At 59.3% G+C, this 15,685-nt stretch carries 16 protein-coding genes and 1 other RNA gene; 13 read left to right on the top strand and 4 right to left on the bottom strand.

Annotation, left to right across the window (positions count from 1 at the left end; genetic code table 11):
- Positions 1 to 48: 48 nt before the first annotated feature.
- On the bottom strand, positions 49 to 1,479 hold the full coding sequence (locus AC33YF_RS03770; RefSeq protein WP_491775862.1) for a c-type cytochrome: 1,431 nt from the start codon (positions 1,477 to 1,479) through the stop codon (positions 49 to 51).
- Positions 1,480 to 1,637: 158 nt separating this feature from the next.
- On the opposite strand from AC33YF_RS03770, the gene AC33YF_RS03765 reads away from it, so the two are divergent.
- The 6 genes from AC33YF_RS03765 (at position 1,638) to recR (ending at position 6,571) form a co-directional block, all read left to right on the top strand.
- On the top strand, positions 1,638 to 2,375 hold the full coding sequence (locus tag AC33YF_RS03765; protein ID WP_491775861.1) for a 3-deoxy-manno-octulosonate cytidylyltransferase: 738 nt from the start codon (positions 1,638 to 1,640) through the stop codon (positions 2,373 to 2,375).
- A gap of 49 nt (positions 2,376 to 2,424) precedes the next feature.
- A complete protein-coding gene (locus AC33YF_RS03760) occupies positions 2,425 to 3,282 on the top strand; it encodes a prephenate dehydratase (RefSeq protein ID WP_491775860.1) in 858 nt (285 codons plus the stop codon).
- 103 nt (positions 3,283 to 3,385) lie between these two features.
- Positions 3,386 to 3,482: signal recognition particle sRNA small type (ffs, locus tag AC33YF_RS03755), an RNA gene on the top strand.
- Positions 3,483 to 3,597: 115 nt separating this feature from the next.
- A complete protein-coding gene (locus AC33YF_RS03750; RefSeq protein ID WP_491775859.1) occupies positions 3,598 to 5,379 on the top strand; it encodes a DNA polymerase III subunit gamma/tau in 1,782 nt (593 codons plus the stop codon).
- A gap of 54 nt (positions 5,380 to 5,433) precedes the next feature.
- Positions 5,434 to 5,754 carry a YbaB/EbfC family nucleoid-associated protein gene (locus tag AC33YF_RS03745; RefSeq protein ID WP_491775858.1) on the top strand — a complete coding sequence of 107 codons (321 nt, stop codon included), beginning with the start codon at positions 5,434 to 5,436 and terminating at the stop codon, positions 5,752 to 5,754.
- Positions 5,755 to 5,959: 205 nt separating this feature from the next.
- Positions 5,960 to 6,571 carry a recombination mediator RecR gene (recR, locus tag AC33YF_RS03740; protein WP_491775857.1) on the top strand — a complete coding sequence of 204 codons (612 nt, stop codon included), beginning with the start codon at positions 5,960 to 5,962 and terminating at the stop codon, positions 6,569 to 6,571.
- Between the two features lie 2 nt (positions 6,572 to 6,573).
- Here recR and AC33YF_RS03735 read toward each other — a convergent pair whose 3' ends face one another.
- Complete coding sequence (locus AC33YF_RS03735; RefSeq protein ID WP_491775856.1) at positions 6,574 to 6,804, bottom strand: hypothetical protein; 231 nt, start codon at positions 6,802 to 6,804, stop codon at positions 6,574 to 6,576.
- The gene (locus tag AC33YF_RS03730) at positions 6,801 to 8,138 is read right to left on the bottom strand and encodes an AmpG family muropeptide MFS transporter (RefSeq protein ID WP_491775855.1); all 1,338 of its coding nucleotides are present in this window, start codon (positions 8,136 to 8,138) and stop codon (positions 6,801 to 6,803) included. Before AC33YF_RS03730 ends, AC33YF_RS03735 begins: the two co-directional genes overlap by 4 nt.
- Before the next feature lie 246 nt (positions 8,139 to 8,384).
- On the opposite strand from AC33YF_RS03730, the gene AC33YF_RS03725 reads away from it, so the two are divergent.
- The 4 genes from AC33YF_RS03725 to AC33YF_RS03710 are packed head-to-tail and all read left to right on the top strand — an operon-like array spanning position 8,385 to position 12,074.
- The gene (locus AC33YF_RS03725) at positions 8,385 to 9,299 is read left to right on the top strand and encodes a metal ABC transporter substrate-binding protein (RefSeq protein WP_491775891.1); all 915 of its coding nucleotides are present in this window, start codon (positions 8,385 to 8,387) and stop codon (positions 9,297 to 9,299) included.
- A gap of 47 nt (positions 9,300 to 9,346) precedes the next feature.
- Complete coding sequence (locus tag AC33YF_RS03720; RefSeq protein WP_491775854.1) at positions 9,347 to 10,267, top strand: manganese/iron ABC transporter ATP-binding protein; 921 nt, start codon at positions 9,347 to 9,349, stop codon at positions 10,265 to 10,267.
- A complete protein-coding gene (locus AC33YF_RS03715; protein WP_491775853.1) occupies positions 10,264 to 11,181 on the top strand; it encodes a metal ABC transporter permease in 918 nt (305 codons plus the stop codon). The genes AC33YF_RS03720 and AC33YF_RS03715 overlap by 4 nt, the downstream gene beginning before the upstream one ends.
- Complete coding sequence (locus AC33YF_RS03710; RefSeq protein ID WP_491775852.1) at positions 11,181 to 12,074, top strand: metal ABC transporter permease; 894 nt, start codon at positions 11,181 to 11,183, stop codon at positions 12,072 to 12,074. Before AC33YF_RS03715 ends, AC33YF_RS03710 begins: the two co-directional genes overlap by 1 nt.
- A 53-nt stretch (positions 12,075 to 12,127) precedes the next feature.
- Here the strand turns inward: AC33YF_RS03710 and AC33YF_RS03705 are convergent, their stop codons facing one another.
- Positions 12,128 to 13,357 carry a DNA recombination protein RmuC gene (locus tag AC33YF_RS03705; protein ID WP_491775890.1) on the bottom strand — a complete coding sequence of 410 codons (1,230 nt, stop codon included), beginning with the start codon at positions 13,355 to 13,357 and terminating at the stop codon, positions 12,128 to 12,130.
- Positions 13,358 to 13,483: 126 nt separating this feature from the next.
- Here AC33YF_RS03705 and def point away from each other — a divergent pair, with 126 nt between their 5' ends.
- The 3 genes from def to truA all read left to right on the top strand — a co-directional run.
- Positions 13,484 to 14,002: a peptide deformylase gene (def, locus tag AC33YF_RS03700; RefSeq protein WP_491775851.1), complete on the top strand. Its 519-nt coding sequence runs from the start codon at positions 13,484 to 13,486 to the stop codon at positions 14,000 to 14,002.
- 51 nt (positions 14,003 to 14,053) lie between these two features.
- On the top strand, positions 14,054 to 14,989 hold the full coding sequence (gene fmt, locus AC33YF_RS03695; protein WP_491775850.1) for a methionyl-tRNA formyltransferase: 936 nt from the start codon (positions 14,054 to 14,056) through the stop codon (positions 14,987 to 14,989).
- Between the two features lie 3 nt (positions 14,990 to 14,992).
- Positions 14,993 to 15,685 (top strand): tRNA pseudouridine(38-40) synthase TruA (gene truA / locus AC33YF_RS03690; RefSeq protein ID WP_491775849.1); only part of this gene is annotated, 693 nt, incomplete at its 3' end.

The following is a 15,685-nucleotide window of genomic DNA, read 5'->3' as shown; positions in this document are numbered from 1 at the left end:
CCCCTGAAGAGGGGCCCTGGATCCAAACACTTTGGTGTGAAGGGGCGTCTACTCGACTCCGTCCGGTTTGCCGTCTGGGTAGACGGGCTGTGGCCAGGAAGACTGGCCATCGCTGCTACCGGCCGCACTCGGCTCATCGGCCCGCGTGGTCGTGGATGCCGGGTCGGCCGGAACGACTGGCTGCGGCTGGTTCGGAGAAGGCGGTTCGCCTTTGTGCGGTAGCGAGGGCGCATCCTCCGCCACAGTCGGCGGATTGACGATCGGCGCTTCGCCGGACGCCTCTCCGTTGGTCGCGGAAGGTGCCTCTGTAGCGGCCGCAGCTGGTTCTTCAGCAGCTGGTTCTTCAGCAGCAGGCTCCTCAGCAGCAGGCTCCTCAGCAGCAGGCTCCTCGGCAGCAGGCTCCTCGGCAGCAGACTCCCCGGCAGGGGCAGCGTCCTCGGCAGCCTCTGCGGGGTCATCCGCGTTCTCGGAAGCGGCCTCGCCCTCGGCAGGCGCCGCTGCGGCGTCAGCTGCGGGAAGGGGCGGCGGGTTTTCGGTCTCGCTGCGCAAGTAAGCGATGACATCGGCGCGCTTCTTCGCGTCGGCAATGCCCGGATACGCCATCGTTGTGCCGGCTGCGAACGCTTGCGGATTCTCGAGCCAAACGTCTAGCCGCTCATAGGTCCAGGCGCCGCCTTTGTCCTTGAGCGCTTGCGAGTAGCTAAATCCGTCTTTCTTTGCGAGTTCCGCCCCGACGATGTTGTGCAGATTCGGACCGACCATGTTGGCGCCACCAGCCTCGAAGGAATGACAGACCTTGCAGAGTGCCGCTTCTTTCTCGCCTAAGGCCGGGTCGGCCTCGGCAAGAAGAGACAAGACTTCAGGGGCCGCCTCGTCGGGGCTTTCCTCTGCCGCGCTTGCGTCCGCAGCCTCTTCGGCAGCCGGCTCTTCAGGAGGCTCAGGGATTGGTAGTGGATCGTCGCTGTTCTGGTTTAGGTATGCGATCAAATCAGCGCGGTCCTGCACATCGGGGATGCCGGCATAGGCCATGGTCGTCCCCGCGGCGTAACCTTGCGGATTTTCGAGCCAGAGGTTCATGTCCTCGAAGGTCCACTCGCCGCCTTTGTCCTTCAGAGCCGCGCTATATGTGTACCCCTCATGGGCGCCGATCTTCTTTCCGACGATTCCGTATAGTCCCGGTCCGATCATGTTCGGGCCGCCCTTTTCGAAGCTGTGACAGGCCTTGCACAGCCCAACACCCTGCTCGCCTTTTGCCGGGTCAGCCTTGTTGAGGGCTAGAATGAAGGCTGCGCCCTTATCCTCTTCCTTCTTCTCTCCACCGCCTTGAACAAGGTCGTCTCCGGCGCCAGCCACCACGTAACCCGGCGTCTCGGGCAGCTCCTCCTGAAACACGATGTCAATGAGTGTTCGTGTGCCAAAGAACAGCAGCAGCGCCAGCAGCACCGACATAGCGACTTTATTGTAGAAGTAGTATTTCATCAGCGACGACCCCCCGGCAGGCAACAATAAAGGCTACTTCTGAGTAGCTCTTACGGAGGCCGACACTATAAGGGGCAGCCCGTTGTTGCAACTGAGAGAATAAGCGCAGGTCACTGAGTCATTCTGAAACGCGTATCAATGTTAACAGACTGAAAAATATGGTAAAATCGATTGTTGTTATTCCCGCGCGACTTGCGGCAACCCGCCTTCCGGACAAGCCATTAGCAGATATCGGCGGCGAGGCCATGATCGTTCATGTGTGGCGACGGGCGATTGAGGCGGGCTGCGGGCCCGTCTTGGTGGCAACAGACTCGCAGGCGATCGAGGATGCCATTGCGACTGCCGGCGGCGAAGCCATCCTCACGCGTCCCGACCATGTGAGCGGTTCGGACCGAATCTTTGAAGCGCTCCAGGCCGTCGATGAAGAGCGGCAGTACGACGTGGTAGTTAATTTGCAAGGGGATTTGCCTACGCTCTCGCCCGCCCTGATCCGGAAATGCGTCGAAGCCCTTGAGCTTGGCGAGGCGGATATCGGAACGATCGCCGCGGAGATCGTGCGTGACGAGGAGCGGACAAATCCAAATGTCGTGAAGGTCGTTGGATCTCCGCTGTCGCGGGGTGGGATCCTCAATGCGCTGTATTTCACACGCGCAACCGCGCCGTATGGCGACGGGCCGCTCTATCATCACATCGGGCTCTACGCCTATCGCCGCGCCGCACTAGAACGGTTTGTGGGGTTAAGGCCGTCACCCCTCGAAATGCGCGAGAAACTTGAACAACTGCGCGCGCTCGAAGACGGTATGCGTATCCATGTCGGTCTCGTTGACACGGTTCCGATCGGTGTCGATACTGCCGCCGACCTCGCGAGGGCGCGCGAAATTCTTGAAACCGCATAGGAATTTCTGACCCTCGGCAGCACGACCCGCAAAGAACTCTCAGAACGCAATGGCCAAGAAGCGCGCAAATCGGATCGCCTTCCAGGGAGAGCCAGGAGCCAATTCTCACCTGGCGGCGAATGACGCTTATCCAGAGATGGAGGCTGTTCCGTGCGCGACATTTGAAGATGCGTTGGCGGCGGTCAAATCCGGCTCAGCGAAGCTGGCGATGATCCCGATCGAGAACTCGGTGGCAGGACGTGTCGCCGATATTCATCATCTCTTGCCCGACTCGGGGCTTTACATCATCGGCGAGCACTTCGAACGGATTCGGCATCAATTGCTGACTTTGCCCGGCGTCAACCTGTCGGACCTCAAGTCCGTCCACAGTCACATCATGGCGTTGGGACAATGCCGAAAAGTCATCGCCGATATGAAGCTGACGCCCGTGACCGAAGCCGATACCGCTGGTGCGGCTCGACATGTGAGTGAGTCCGCCGATCCTACGCAGGCTGCAATAGCTTCGAAGCTTGCCGCTAAAATTTATGGGTTGAAAGTCGCCAAGCGCGACATTGAGGATGCCGCCCACAACACGACGCGGTTTGTGGTTCTCTCCTCGAAGCCTGTAAAGACAAAGGCCAAGGACGGCCCCGTGTTAACAACCTTCGTGTTTCGCGTCCGCAACGTGCCTGCGGCGCTCTACAAAGCGCTCGGCGGTTTCGCCACGAATGGCGTGAACATGACCAAGCTTGAATCCTACCAGCTCGAAGGGTCTTTCAACGCTACGATGTTCTATGCGGATATCGAGGGGCACCCCGACACGCGCGCGGTGCAACTCGCAATGGAAGAACTCGGCTTCTATACAAGCGAAATCACAGTGCTCGGGACGTATCCGGCGAGCAAGTTTCGGCAGACGCTAGGGGCCTAGGGTAAGTCCCGCGGCGCCGGTGGGTTGCTCATGTCGAATTGCCGACTGGCTTGGTACTGAGCCCGCTTGCCACAAGGCTCGGCTTCCACGATATTAGGGGTAGGGAGGTTGGCGGCAGGCGCGTGCCTCGCCAACCGGGTCAGGTCCGGAAGGAAGCAGCCCTAACGAGCGTTTCGCGGGTTGATTGTTCAGCCTCCCACCATTCCCATGTGCCATTCTCCATTCGTCGAGTACAATGCACCGGGCGGTCGACTTGGTCCCCACGGTCCAAATGCCCGCTTTCACTGAAGCCTCGGCGCAAGCGCTATTCTCTCGATGTCCAAAGACCAGGCTCTAGACACGACACAGAATGCGACAGGCAGTCACGCTGCCTTGGCGCGGAAATACCGGCCGAAGGTCTTTGCCGAACTCATTGGCCAAGACCCAATGGTTCGCACCTTGCGGAATGCCTTCGCGTCGGGCCGCATAGCTCAGGCTTACATGCTGACGGGCGTTCGGGGTGTCGGTAAGACGACCACGGCGCGATTGGTGGCGCGCGCCCTCAACTATGAGGGTCCCGATGGCGAGGGGGCCACGATCGATATCGAACGGGAAGGCGCCCATTGTCAGGCAATATTGGAAGGACGGCATCTCGATGTGATCGAAATGGATGCCGCCTCGCATACCGGTATCGACGACATCCGGGATTTGATCGATAGCGCCCACTACAAGCCGAACTCTGCCCGCTACAAAGTCTACATCGTTGACGAGGTTCACATGCTATCGAAACAGGCTTTCAACGGCCTGTTGAAGACGCTCGAAGAGCCGCCAGAGCATGTGAAGTTTATCTTCGCGACGACCGAAATTCGTAAAGTACCCGTGACTGTGTTGTCGCGATGTCAGCGATTCGATTTGCGGCGGATTGAGGCTGAAACCCTGGTGTCGCATCTCGCGCGCATCGCCAAAGAGGAAGGTGCCGAGGCCGACGATGCTGCGCTTTCGCTCATCGCGCGGGCGGGCGAGGGTTCGGTGCGCGATGCTCTCTCCATCCTCGATCGCGCTATTGCATTCGGCTCAGGCTGCATTGAGCCGGGGACTGTGCGCGATTTGCTGGGCCTCGCAGACCGAGGACGCATTTTCGATTTGCTCGAAACGGTGCTTAAGGGTGATACGGGCGGCGCCTTGAAGGCTCTGGACCAACTCAATCGCGACGGCGCCGAGCCAGGCCAAGTAATTACGGACCTGGCGGACGCCGTCCATGCAGTGACAGTTGCAAAGGCCGCAGGGCCAGAAGGGATCGATCCAGCTGCCGGCGAAGAGGAACGCCGCCGGATTGAGGACCTCGCCAAGCGACTCTCCATGCCCGTGCTTGCACGCGCCTGGCAGATGCTGCTGAAAGGCCATGACGAAGTGCGCAATAGTCCGCGTCCGCTTGCGGCCGCCGACATGGTGTTGGTGAGGCTTTCCTACGTGGTTGACCTGCCACCACCGAGCGATGTAGCGCGCCAGCCCGCTCCCACAGCACGAGATACGAAGCCTCCGAAACCGGGCGATAAGTCGTCCGCTGGGACAGAGGTTACCGCTAACGCGCCGGTCGATGCGCCGACGGTCGCCAAGTCGGAAAACACTGCGCCGTCTGATGTCGAGGAAGCGCCACAGACTAAACCGCTTCCCGAAGCACCCATGCCGCAGAGTTTGGCGGACGTAGTCGATCTTGCTGAGGCCCAACGCGACCTGAAGCTGAAGAACGCTCTCTTGGAACAGGTGCGTCTTGTACACTTCAAGCCGGGGGATATTTCTCTCAACCCGCTGCCGCTCGCGGCGCCGGATCTTTTGCAAGAGTTGATGCGAAAGCTCAAAGCTTGGACCGGCCGCGTTTGGATCGTCTCTACAAGCGAACAAGAGGGCGAAGAGCCTCTGGGCGCGCAGCGCCGCGCAGCCGCGGCACAAGAAGTCGAAGCACTTCAGTCGCACCCGGCAGTTCAAGAAGTGCTGCGGCACTTCCCGGGAGCAAAGATCAAGACCGTTCGCGAGGCTTCGCAAGAGCTGGAGGATGCTAAAGAGGCTCCGGATGATGACACCGACGACGATGTCATCGCGAGCGGCGAGACAAATTAGGGCGGACAACGTCTAGATCAAAACGACCACGTAACGCGACGAGATGGGACCGCGATGAAGAACTTCACGCAGATGATGAAGCAGGCACAGGAACTGCAGGGCCGCATGCAGGATATGCAAGCGGAGATGGAGGCCATGACCTGCGAAGGCCGAGCAGGCGCCGGTATGGTGACCGTGACGCTGAATGGCAAGGGCGAAATGACGGGCGTCGCGATCGACCCATCGATGTTGAAGGCGGAGGAGGCCGAGATCCTCGAAGACCTCATTCTTGCCGCGCATTCAGACGCGAAGCTGAAGGTCGAGGAGGCCATGAAGGAAAAGATGGCTTCCCTCACGGGCGGTCTGCCGATCCCTCCCGGATTCAAGCTCTTCTAGCGTCGCCGCACTGGGGAACCGGGCGTAAGCGGCCCAGCCGGGAATCCTGGCGGGCGTTCAAACCGCTCCGAACTATTCTCCGAACTAGATCAACGGCACGACTCAGCTAAGCTGACGACCTAAGCGGGCGTAGCGGACATCGTCACGCGGTTAATCGGTACGCGGGTTTTCCGCGATACCGAGGTTTTGAAAAGAAGGACGGTTCATGGCGCGCGCGGCGGCTGGTCCCGAAATCGAGCGGCTCATACAGCTTTTGGCGAGGTTGCCGGGTCTTGGGCCACGCTCGGCCAGACGGGCAGCGCTGCATCTTGTGAAGAAGAAGGAGCAACTGCTCGACCCGTTGGCAGCATCGCTCGCGGAGACCCGTGATAGTATTCTCACCTGCGAAATCTGCGGGAATATCGACACTCAGAGCCCGTGTGCGCTCTGCCAGGAGACGACGCGGGATGCATCGCTCATCTGCGTCGTAGAAGAGGTCGGTGATCTTTGGGCGCTGGAGCGGGCCGCCGTCGTGAACGGGCGCTATCATGTTCTGGGCGGAACGCTATCGCCGCTCGATGGGGTGGGACCTGACGATCTCAATATTCCGAAGCTCGTAGAGCGGGCGGGGGCGGACGCTGTGACCGAAGTTCTGCTCGCCCTCAATGCGACCGTGGAGGGACAGGCCACCGCGCACTACCTCACCGACCAGCTGGCCGATTGCGGCGTCCGGGTCTCGCGTCTTGCGCAGGGCGTTCCCATTGGTGGTGAGCTCGACTATCTCGACGAAGGCACGCTGGCCGCAGCCGTGAAGGCCCGCAAGGCGATGGGTGGGTGAGGCTACTCGGCCTTTGTGGCTGCCGGTTTCTCGCCACCTTCAAGCTCGCGGACCAAGTCTTGAGCACCGGCTGAGATCTTTTCCCAGCACTCGGCGGGTAGGTTGGCTTTCTTCAAGATGTCTTCGTAGATACCGGCTTCGATATCGCCGCCGATCCAGATTCCGATGAGCATGCCAACGGTGGCGGCGGCAAACACGCCAACGATCCACAAGAGCCGACCGCCATCGCTCACAGGCGAGCCTCTTCCTCAGCGGCTGCCTCTTCCCCAAGGGCTTCCTCGTCGGGCGTTTCATCCTCCACGCCCCAGGGGGCTACGATGAACAGCATCAACATGCCCGGGATCGCAAGCAGCGTGCAGATGACGAAGAACTGCGTCCAGCCCACGTTCTCGACGATGAACCCCGTCGTCGCATTGGCAAAAGTTCGCGGGACGGCGATGAGACTTGAGAAGAGAGCGAACTGGGTCGCTGTAAAGGCTTTGCTGGTTTCGCGCGCCATGAAGGCAGTCAGGGCCACCGTGCCGAGGCCAACCGCGAGATACTCTCCGCTGACCACTATGAACAATCCGGTGAGTGTATGCCCTGTTTGGCTCAGCCAAATGAAAGGAATGATCGTTAGGAGCTGAACGAGCCCGAAGAGCCAAAGCGCCTTATTGATACTCAGCTTGAGCATGACCGCACCGCCGATTGTGGCGCCGGCGAGAACCGCCCAGAGACCGGCAAATTTGGCAACGCTGCCGATCTCCGTCTTGCTGTAGCCCATGTCGAGATAGAAGGGTGTAGCCAGTGCCGTCGCCATGTTGTCCCCCAGCTTGTAGAGGAACAGAAAGGCGAGGATCGCAAGCCCGGTTGCGATGCCATCACGGCTGAAGAATTCTACGAACGGATCGATCACCGCCTCGCGCAATGTATGCGGCGCCAGCTCGTCGTCGCTGACCTCCTTCACGAGCAGCGTCGTGATGATGCCGATCAGCATGAAGAGGGCCGTTATCCAGAAAACAGTCGACCAAGGCAGGTGGTCTGCCAGGATCAGAGCAAGCGAGCCCGGCACCAAGCCTGACAACCGGTAGGCGTTGATCCAAAAAGAGGTGCCGGTTCCGAGTTCGTCGTCGGCCAGGAGTTCGCGACGGTAGGCGTCAATCACGATGTCCTGGCTGGCACTGAACAGAGCGACCGCAAAAACGATCCAGACGATGGATTGTATCGATGTCGCCGGGTTGAAGTGGCCCAGTAGGCCAATCGATAGGAGAAGCAAAACCTGTGTCAGCAGAGCCCAGCCGCGCCGGCGGCCGAGGAAGGGCAGCTTGAAGCGGTCCATCACCGGCGACCACAGGAATTTCCAAGTGTAGGGCAGGCCGACCAGGGCGAACAAACCAATCGTCGCGAGGTCCACACCGTTGTCACGAAGCCACGCGGGCACCAGCGATACCAGCACAAACAGCGGCATGCCGGAGCTGAAGCCGAGGAAAATGCAAGCCAGCATCTTCCGTGTGAACAGAATCTCGGTCCAGCTCCGCCGGGTTTCCGAGACCTGCGATTTGTCGGGCGATCCCCCTGTGGCCGTCATGAGTCGTTCTTACCAGCCGCCCGACCATACGTCATGGCTTCCCAGCTCCCTGTCCCGGAAAAAGCGCTCACGCGGCCCGCTGTCCCGTTGGACTTTGCGAATTATCCCAATTTCTACTTGAGAATGATTTGCAACTGGCGCTATGCTGCAATGCAAAAAGATGGTTTTCTCAGCCAGGGTCACAATGCCAAGGAGGCCTCGTTGACAGAAAATTGGTTAATTCTGACCCGCGGACTGCTCGCGTCGATGGTTGTTGTCGTCTTGGCGGGGCTTGCGGGCTGCGGCGATCAAGAGTCGGCATCGGGATCGAAGAGCCCAGAACAGTCAGACGGCAAGTTTCGCGTCGTAACGACCTTCACGGTGATCCAGGATATTGCCCAGAATGTTGCTGGCGACGTGGCTATTGTCGACTCCATCACAAAACCTGGCGCCGAAATTCATGACTATCAGCCGACACCTGGCGATATCGTCAAAGCGCAGGATGCGGACCTTATTCTGTGGAACGGGTTCAACCTGGAGCGTTGGTTCGAGAAGTTCTTTCAGAACATCAAAGACGTGCCCGGCGTGGTCGTGAGTGAGGGCATCGAGCCGATGGGCATCACCGAAGGTCCGTATAACGGCAAGCCCAATCCTCATGCGTGGATGTCGCCGACCAGTGCGCTCCAATATGTCGAGAACATCCGCAAGGCGCTTGTGCAGCATGATCCCGAAAACGCGGATGTCTACAACGAGAACGCAGAGGTCTATGCGAACATAATCAAAGCGATGGATGCGCCGCTGCGGAAACGGCTCGCAGCGATCCCCGAGGACAAGCGTTGGCTTGTCACATCGGAAGGTGCCTTCTCATATCTCGCGAGGGACTACGACATGCGAGAGGCCTATCTTTGGCCCATCAACGCTGATCAACAGGGTACGCCTCAACAGGTTCGTGCCGTGATTGAGCTTGTGAAAGAAAACGGAATACCCGTCGTCTTCTCCGAAAGCACCGTCTCTGATCGGGCGGCGAAGCAGGTCGCGAAGGAAAGCGGCGCCTCTTACGGCGGCGTCTTGTACGTCGACTCGCTGAGCAAGGAAGGTGGTCCCGTTCCAACCTATTTGGACCTTTTGAGTGTGACGGTCGATACAGTCGCAAAGGGTTTTGAGAACGCGCAAGGGTCCTAAGAGATGCGAGCGGGCCAGCAAGACGACGGAGGTTGGAGAAGAGGCTGATGAACCGTCTTGATTTGCTGCCCCGAACAGACGCCCAAGCCGCCGCCCCGAGCATTTCGGTTGAAGATTTAAGCGTAACCTATCCGAACGGTTTCACAGCCGTTCGTGATGCCTCGTTTGAACTGGGGCCAGGAACAATCTGCGCGCTCGTGGGTGTCAACGGCAGCGGCAAATCGACGATATTCAAAGCGATCATGGGCTTTGTGACGCCCTCCGCCGGCGAGGTGCGGCTCTGTGGCCTGCCTGTAGACGAAGCGGTTTCCCAGAACATTGTCGCTTATGTTCCGCAAAGTGAGGACGTTGACTGGAACTTCCCGGTTCTCGTCGATGACGTCGTTATGATGGGCCGGTACGGCCATATGAACTTGTTCCGTATTCCATCCAAAGAAGATCGCAGAAAAGTGGATGAAGCTTTGGAACGCGTGAACATGACGGCCTATCGCACGCGCCAAATCGGTGAACTCTCAGGCGGACAGAAGAAGCGCGTCTTCCTCGCCCGTGCCCTGGCCCAAGAAGGACGCATCATCCTGCTCGACGAGCCGTTTACCGGCATCGATGTGACAACGGAGTCCGCAATCATCGATTTGTTGCGCGAGTTGCGCGATGCCGGTCATTTGATCCTAGTTTCGACGCACAATCTCGGCAGCGTTCCCGACTTCTGCGATCAAGTCGTGTTGTTGAATCGTACGGTATTGGCGGCGGGGCCGACCGCGGAGACCTTCACCCAAGAAAACCTCGAGCGCACATTCGGAGGTGTGCTGCGGAACTTCGAGTTGAGCGGACATGCGCTCCACAAAGACGACGACGCACGCAGCCTCAACGTCATCACGGACGACGAGCGGCCTCTGGTCTTCTATGGCGTGAAGAAGAGCAAAAAGAAGACGAACGCAGGCAAAGCCGATCGGGAACGTAGCGAATGAGTGAGCTCTTGTCAGAACTCCTTGTTCCGTTCGCGTACGACTACATGTGGAAAGCGATGTGGGTGAGCGCGCTCGTGGGTGCGGTGTGCGCATTCCTGTCCTGTTACCTGATGCTCAAAGGCTGGTCGTTGATGGGCGACGCGCTAAGCCATTCTATCGTGCCCGGCGTTGCTGGCGCCTACATCATCGGCGCGCCTTTTGCCGCCGGGGCTTTCTTCGCGGGCATCTTGGCGGCGCTCGGCATGGCGTTCGTGAAGCAGCACTCCCGGCTGCGTGAGGACGCAACGATTGGCCTTGTGTTCACGACGCTTTTTGCGCTCGGCGTGCTCATGGCTTCGCTGTATCCGACCTCGGTCTCAATCCAAACAATTGTGCTTGGGAACATTCTCGCGATCCCTGACGAGGATGCCATGCAGGTCGTCATCATCGCAGCCATCTCATTCGCTGTGCTGTTCTTCATTTGGAAAGACCTGATGATCACCTTCTTCGATGAGACCTATGCGCAAAGCATTGGTTTGAAAACGCGCACGCTGAAGGTGGTCTTCTTTACGCTCCTCAGCGCTTGTACGGTGGCAGCGCTGCAGACCGTGGGCGCATGTCTCGTTATCGCGCTGGTCGTTACGCCGGGTGCGACGGCTTACTTGCTCACAGATCGGTTCGACCGTCTTATCGCTATCGCCGTCGCGATCGGCACGGTAACAAGCTTTGTCGGCGCGTATCTGAGCTATTTCATCGACGGGGCGACGGGCGGCGTCATCGTGACGCTCCAGACTTTGCTGTTCTTGACTGCGTTCTACTTCGCGCCGAAACATGGGGTGATCGCGGCGCGACGCAAGGCACGGGCTGTCCAGGATGAAAACCTTCGGGAAGGCAACGCGATCCGTGAGCGACCTACCATACAGGAGAGTGCCTGATGGACCCGGTCGCGTTCCTCATAGAGCCCTTCGCTTACGACTTTATGCAGCGGGCGCTTGGCATGTCGCTACTCGTCGCGGCCGTTTGTGGCGTGCTGTCCTGCTATCTCGTGCTCAAGGGCTGGTCTCTGATGGGCGATGCCATAGCCCATGCTGTGTTGCCAGGCATTGTTATCGCCTTTGTGCTCGGCATTCCGCTGGCGGTTGGTGCGTTCGTCGCTGGTCTCGCCTGTGCGCTAGCGACCGGGTATCTGAAGTACAACAGCAGGGTCAAAGAAGACACGGTGATGGGAATCGTGTTCTCAGGGATGTTCGGCTTGGGGCTTGTGCTTTTCACCAAGGTCGAAACGGATCAACATCTCAATCACATCCTGTTTGGCAATGTCCTCGGTGTTACCGTGGGCGATTTGATCGAAACGGCAATTATCGCCGGCGGCACCCTTCTGATCGTGTTCGCAAAGCGCCGCGACCTTTTACTTTTCTGCTTCGATCCAAACCATGCGCGAGCGATCGGTTTGCCGGTCAACCTTTTGCACTACGGACTGCTGATTCTGCTGTCCCTTACCATCGTCAGTTCGATTAAAGCGGTTGGCATCATCCTTGTAATTGCCATGCTGATCGCACCGGGCGCCACTGCTTATATTCTCACAGACCGGTTCGAGCGGATGCTTGCGATTGCCGTTGCGGTGGCGTGCGGGTCATCGGTGCTGGGAACGCTCATCAGCTTTCACATCGACGGCGCAACGGGGGCCTGCATTGTGCTTGTGCAAGCTTTCGTGTTCCTGATGGCTTTCCTGTTTGCACCCAAGCGCGGGCTCTGGCCGCTAGATAAGCTCTTCAGGCGCGAGGGCGCTGGCGGTGCCGAAAGCGCGCGCAGCGCGGACGCGCCTTAGCCCTGTTTCAACTATCTTCGGAGTCCTGGCGCCCTGCATTTTGTCTTGCTTGTCTATTCGCCGGCCAAGAGATCGGGCTGGCGGATGATCCGCGGCCTCTTGCGGACGCCTCGCTCGGTGCTTGCCTCGGTCACGTTCGGCGCGGACGCCGTTGCTGGTGAGATTGGCCGTCCATTGCTCGAGACTTGCGCGGTTCGGACCTCCTCGTCGAAGTCGAGCTGGTCGATCTTTTGCCCGCGCTTGGTGATCTTGTCTGCCGACGTAAGAATCTTATCGATGTCGGCATTGGCCTGACCGAAATGGCGTTGCAAATCGAGGACCCGATCCCGAAAGCGGCCCATATCCGACATGAGGGCGGCTACTTCGCGTTGGATGAGATGTGCCTGCTCGCGCATCTGCACATCCTTCAGGATTGCCTGCATGGTCTGCACCGCAAGCATCAGCATGTTGGGAGCGCAGATGACAATGCGCGCACGATGGGCCTTTTGCAGAACATCGGGGAAGTGTTCCGACAAATCTGCAGAGATCGATTCGGACGGGACGAATAGAATAGCGGTGTCCTGAGTCTCGCCGGCGATGAAGTATTTCTCTGCCATCGCCTTGATGTGTTCGCCCACGTCGGTGCGAATGCGCCGCGCGGCGTATTTCTTCTCTTCCTCGCTGCGGGCGGCACGAAATGCCTCGAAGCCTTCAAGCGGAAACTTGGCATCGATCACGAGGCCTGCAGGCATGTTCGGCATATGCAGGAGGCAGTCTGGCCGCTTGTTGTTCGAGAGCGTCGCCTGGAAAGTGTAGGCGCCCGCTGGCAACCCATCCTTGATGATGGCCTCCATGCGCATTTGGCCGAATGCGCCGCGGGCTTGTTTGTTGGCAAGGATCTCCTGAAGACTGACCATGTTGCTGGAGAGATCCGTCAGGTTTTTCTGGGCCGTATCGATGACCGCAAGACGTTCGTTAAGGCGCGAGATGGTCTCGTGCGTCTTGCGGGCACTCTCGTTGAGATCTGTTCCGACCTTATGAGTCATGCGGTCGAGGCGCTCGTTCACGGCCCTCGCGAGCTCGCCGTGCCGCGATACGCTGATTTCGGCCAGCGTCTGCAGCCGCACGCGCAGCTCGCCCAGTTGTTCGTCTTGGGCAACGGCGTCCTGCTTCCGGCGCATAAGATGAACGATCGTAACAATCGCCAATATCAGCAGCGCGAGCACAGCCAGGCCGGCAAGCACCAGGCCAACCAAAACAGGGTCGACCGTTATCGTCCCGACTTGAAGCGGCTCAAGAACCATAGGCGTAGCTATAGGCTGATTCGGGAAGCTAGACCAAAACGGGAACATACAGAGGGACAGCACGAACCGTCGGATCGATGGCGCGCATTGACCCGAGAGCCAACGGTACTTATCTCAGCGTCAGATATGGCTACAACCCACCCCATCATTACCATTCCTGATCCGGTGTTACGCCAGACGGCTAAGCCCGTTGAACGCGTGGACGATGAACTACGCACGCTCATGGACGACATGCTCGCGACCATGTACGACGCGCCTGGCGTCGGACTTGCGGCGCCTCAGATTGGGATCCTCCGCCGCGTGATTGTAATGGACCCTGCGCGCGACGAAGAGGAGCCTGCGCCAATCGCCATGGCGAATCCTATTATTCTGGACCGCTCCGAGGAGATGCGCATCTACGAGGAAGGATGCCTATCAATTCCCGAGGTGACAGCCGAGGTCGAGCGACCGGCTGCCGCGCGCGTGTCGTATCTCGACCGTGAGGGGAAGCCACGAGAGGTGGAGCTCGATGGATTTCTGGCCACAATCGTGCAGCATGAGGTCGACCATCTGAATGGCGTCCTATTCATCGACTATCTGTCACGGCTGAAGCGCGACATGATCGTTCGGAAATTTACCAAGCAGAAGCGCGCAGCGACGACGTAGATCCCAGCGTAGCGGCTTCCCTTATGCATAGAACCAGCCTAAGACCGGCTCATGCAGATCATCTTTATGGGTACGCCGGACTTTGCTGTTCCTGCGCTGCTGTCTATCGCCACAGCTGGGCATGATGTTGTAGCGGTCTACACGCAGCCGCCGCGGCCGGCAGGGCGCGGCATGGCGTTGCGCAGGTCACCGGTACACTTAGAAGCCGAGGCGCTTGGCCTGCCCGTGCGGGTGCCAGAAAACCTCAAGAGCCCAGCCGAACAGAGACAGTTTGCTGCCCTAGAAGCCGACGCGGCGGTCGTCGTGGCCTATGGGCTCATTCTGCCGAAGGTAATCCTCAACGGGACGCGCTACGGGGTGTTCAACATCCACGCCTCTTTGCTGCCACGCTGGCGAGGGGCTGCTCCGATAAACCGGGCTATCATGTCAGGCGATCCCGAAACCGGTGTTTCCATTATGCGGGTGACGCCAGGGCTCGACGAAGGACCGGTTTGCCTCATGGAGCGCGTCGCAATCGGACCAGACATGAACGCGGGCGCATTGCATGATGCACTGTCTGTTATTGGGGCGGAGTTGATGGTCGAGGTGCTGGGCTCTCTCGATGAGGGAGAACTTCGTTGCATCGAGCAAGACAATAGTCTTGCGACCTATGCCGCGAAACTCTCGAACGAAGAGACCCAGATCGATTGGGCGCGGCCCGCGAGGGAAGTCCACGATCACATTCGTGGATTGTCGCCGTATCCGGGCGCCTGGTTCCAGATTGTGAGGAACGGTAAGACTGAGCGTGTCAAAGTCCAAGAAGCCACTAGGGAAAAAGGACATGGCGCACCGGGTACGCTTTTGGACGATCGCCTGACGGTCGCTTGCTCGGAAGGAGCGGTGCGCCTAACTCGTGTCCAGAGAGCCGGCAAGAAGCCCATGTTATCTGATGCCTTCTTGCGTGGCATCGACCTGCCGCCTGGCAGCTCGCTTGTTGAGGCAGACTAACGGATGCCCCGCTACAAGCTCACATTGGAATATGATGGCACCCCCTTCGTAGGCTGGCAGGTACAGGACGGCCAAATGTCCGTACAGGGACGGTTGTCGGAGGCGGTTCGTGCGTTCTCGGGCGAGGCCGCCATCCCGCGCGGCGCAGGGCGCACGGATGCGGGCGTGCATGCAACAGGCCAAGTCGCCCATCTCGACCTTGAGAAAGACTGGGCGCCAGCAAAGGTGCGCGATGCCCTGAATGCGCAGGTGCGACCAGATCCCATTTCCGTTCTGTCATGCGACTATGTGGCCAGAGGTTTTGATGCACGTTTCTCGGCCAAGGCGCGCCACTACCTCTATCGCATTGTCGATCGGCGCCCGCCGCTGGCGCTGGAGCGCAACAGGGCCTGGGGCGTGTTCAAGCCACTCGACGCTGAGGCCATGCATGCAGCCGCGCAAGGACTCCTCGGCCATCACGATTTTACGACGTTTCGCTCCGCCGAGTGTCAGGCGGCATCGCCGGCGAAGACACTCGACCGGTTCCACGTTTCGCGGCATGGCGAAATCATCAGGGTTGAAGCCTCCGCGCGCTCATTCCTCCACAATCAGGTGCGGTCCATGGTCGGCTCGCTGAAATGTGTCGGCGAGGGACGCTGGACGGCTGATCAATTGAAAGAGGCCCTGCAGGCATGCGACCGGGCCGCATGCGGCCCG

This window comes from Methyloceanibacter sp. (genome assembly GCF_058506495.1).
Note: the sequence above shows the minus strand (reverse complement) of the source record. Positions and strands in the feature narration are given on the sequence as shown.

Bases quoted from the DNA above. Each gene is read 5' to 3' on its own strand.
- AC33YF_RS03730 (WP_491775855.1), bottom strand. From the start codon at position 8,138: ATGACGGCCACAGGGGGATCGCCCGACAAATCGCAGGTCTCGGAAACC.
- AC33YF_RS03770 (WP_491775862.1), bottom strand. From the start codon at position 1,479: ATGAAATACTACTTCTACAATAAAGTCGCTATGTCGGTGCTGCTGGCG.
- fmt (WP_491775850.1), top strand. From the start codon at position 14,054: ATGCAGATCATCTTTATGGGTACGCCGGACTTTGCTGTTCCTGCGCTG.
- AC33YF_RS03705 (WP_491775890.1), bottom strand. From the start codon at position 13,357: ATGGTTCTTGAGCCGCTTCAAGTCGGGACGATAACGGTCGACCCTGTT.
- AC33YF_RS03750 (WP_491775859.1), top strand. From the start codon at position 3,598: ATGTCCAAAGACCAGGCTCTAGACACGACACAGAATGCGACAGGCAGT.
- AC33YF_RS03745 (WP_491775858.1), top strand. From the start codon at position 5,434: ATGAAGAACTTCACGCAGATGATGAAGCAGGCACAGGAACTGCAGGGC.
- AC33YF_RS03765 (WP_491775861.1), top strand. From the start codon at position 1,638: ATGGTAAAATCGATTGTTGTTATTCCCGCGCGACTTGCGGCAACCCGC.
- def (WP_491775851.1), top strand. From the start codon at position 13,484: ATGGCTACAACCCACCCCATCATTACCATTCCTGATCCGGTGTTACGC.
- AC33YF_RS03725 (WP_491775891.1), top strand. From the start codon at position 8,385: ATGGTTGTTGTCGTCTTGGCGGGGCTTGCGGGCTGCGGCGATCAAGAG.
- recR (WP_491775857.1), top strand. From the start codon at position 5,960: ATGGCGCGCGCGGCGGCTGGTCCCGAAATCGAGCGGCTCATACAGCTT.
- AC33YF_RS03710 (WP_491775852.1), top strand. From the start codon at position 11,181: ATGGACCCGGTCGCGTTCCTCATAGAGCCCTTCGCTTACGACTTTATG.
- AC33YF_RS03720 (WP_491775854.1), top strand. From the start codon at position 9,347: ATGAACCGTCTTGATTTGCTGCCCCGAACAGACGCCCAAGCCGCCGCC.
- AC33YF_RS03760 (WP_491775860.1), top strand. From the start codon at position 2,425: ATGGCCAAGAAGCGCGCAAATCGGATCGCCTTCCAGGGAGAGCCAGGA.
- AC33YF_RS03715 (WP_491775853.1), top strand. From the start codon at position 10,264: ATGAGTGAGCTCTTGTCAGAACTCCTTGTTCCGTTCGCGTACGACTAC.